This is a genomic window from Clavibacter lycopersici (assembly GCF_003576405.1).
Classification (GTDB): domain Bacteria; phylum Actinomycetota; class Actinomycetes; order Actinomycetales; family Microbacteriaceae; genus Clavibacter; species Clavibacter lycopersici.
Map to the genome: position 1 here is coordinate 1 of NZ_QWGT01000328.1, position 2,264 is coordinate 2,264.

General features: G+C 78.4%; 1 pseudogene. It reads right to left on the reverse strand.

Features of this window, described 5'->3' with window-relative positions:
* Positions 1 to 2,264, reverse strand: a pseudogene (locus tag DZG00_RS14645) (SCO7613 C-terminal domain-containing membrane protein); the annotation flags it as partial.

Sequence of the window (2,264 nt, forward strand, 5' to 3'; positions counted from 1 at the left end):
ATCGCCAGCTGCACGTCGACGGCCGGCCCGCGGTCGGCGTATCCGGCGGCGAGTCGCAGCGCCCGCGTGCCGCCGACGACCAGGACGCCGAGGCCGGCGCCGACGACCACGGCGTGCAGCAGCGGGCGGACGGGGGACGCGGCGCGGCGGAGCACGACGGCACCGCCCAGGGCCAGGGCCGCGCAGATCCCGGTGAGGAGGGAGGGCCGGAGCACGTCGTCGGCACGTCCCACGGCGGCGAGCGGCAGGACGGCCGTGAGGATCCCCGCGAGCGTCAGCGTCGCGACGCCGCGTCGCACCCGGGGCCCCAGCGCCGACCCGGACCCGTCGCCGTCGAACCGCACGGCGGCGCGGTGCATGAGGGCGGCGAGCAGGAGCAGCACGCCGGCGACCGGCAGCCAGTAGGCCTCCGGCGAGTCCGTGCCGCTGGCCAGCAGACGCGACCACAGCGCTGCGATCCCCATGCCGAGCGCCGACCACCCCCACGCGCGGCGGGCACTGCGGGACAGGAGCAGCCCGTCGGAGGCGACGGAGAGGACGAGCGCCGTTGCCGCGAGCAGCAGCAGCGGGATCCACAGGAGCTCGCGCCCCTCGCGCGCGGGATCGGAGGAGACGGCGACGAGGAGCGCGCCGGCGGACACGAGGGCCGTGCCGGAGTCGAGCGCCACGCGCAGCGCCCGCGATGCGATGCGGTAGGCGAGCATCGCGCCCACGGCGACGAGGAGGGCGACCCCGGCGGCTGTCAGGCCGTGGGGTGCGGCGCCGCGGTCGACCAGGGCCCCGGCGGTGAGGACCGCGAGCAGCAGCGTCGGGGCCACGAGCCCGGCGGTCGCGAGACGCCATCTGCGCAGCGCGATGATCCCCGTGGGCTGGGATGTGGTGGTCGGCTCGTCCGGGCGTGGAGCTCGCGCGGGCAGGGCGACCCGGCGGACGCCGCCGACGGTCCATGCGACCAGGGCCGCCACGAGGAGCGCCTGCGCCACGATGGGCCACACGGGATACCCGGTCAGCGCGCCGCCCGCGCGGTCTGCTCCGAGGATCGCGATCGGGACGGTGCTCGCGCACGCGGGGAGCAGGACCGTCGCCAGCAGCGCGCGTCGCCGCACGCCCGGGCGGCCCGGGAGGGCTCCGGCGCCGAGCGCGACCAGCCCGGATGCCAGCAGGAGGAGCACCACGGGGTCCGCGGCTGCGTCGAGCGCGGCTGTCCTCGGCGGCGCTCCGATGAAACGCGCGTGAGCGAGGGACGGCGCCAGGGCAGCCGCGGCGATCAGGCCCATCACCGCTGCCCCGGCCGTCGTGAGTCGCGAGGTGACGGGTGTCCGCGCGGTCCGGGCGCCCGCGACGAGGAGCAGGACCATGAGGGGCGTGGCCGCCCACCACGTGCCGGTGCTCGCCCAGGACGCGGACCAGGCCAGCGCGCCCGCCGCGAGGGACAGCGCCACGAGCGGGCCGGCGGGGACGACGGCGGGGCCGGAGGCAGCGGTGCGCGGCACCCGCGAGGAGAGCCGCCAGAGGAGGGCGCCCGCGGAGGCGATGACGTACGCGCCGACCACGACGGCGACGGGACCGAGAGCGGGGATCGCGGCGATCACCGTGGCTGCGCCCGTCCACGCGAGCAGGTCCCGCCGCGCCGACAGGCGACGGCCCGCGAGGGCGGCGACCGCCGCGAGGATCCAGACGGCGACGAGTCCGAGCGCCGCGGCCCGGACGTCGGCGGGCAGGTCGGCGACGACGCTGCTGCGGCCGAGGACGACGACGGCGTCGTCGAGCGGTCCGTGCGCCCAGGCGGGCAGTCCGACCACGAGCACGGCCGTGACACCCCCGAATCCGGCGGCGACGGCGGGCAGGCCGGCGAGGGCGGCGACGAACAGGGCGGCGATCGACGCAACCCGCGCGGTGGTCGCCACCGCGGGGTCCCGCATGCGGCGTGCCGCCACGTCGAGCGCCGCGGCGACGAGAGCCGCCGTCACGAGCTGCGCGCAGAACGTGAGGAACGCCGATCCGCCCATGAGCGCCGTCACCGGCAGGGCAGCGGCGGCTCCCACCCCCGCGACCGATGCGGCGAGGACGCGCAGCGGATCCGACGACGGCCGCGTCGGCACCCGGTCCATGCCGTGACCCGCGTCCGGGACGACGCCGTCCTCGGCCGACGAGAGCGGGGCGTCGCCGTCGTCCGCCAGCGGAGCGGTGACGGGGGACGCAGCGTCGCCCTGGCGGACCGCAGGGGACCCGGGCCGGGCGAGCGCCCACGCGTGCGCGCCGCT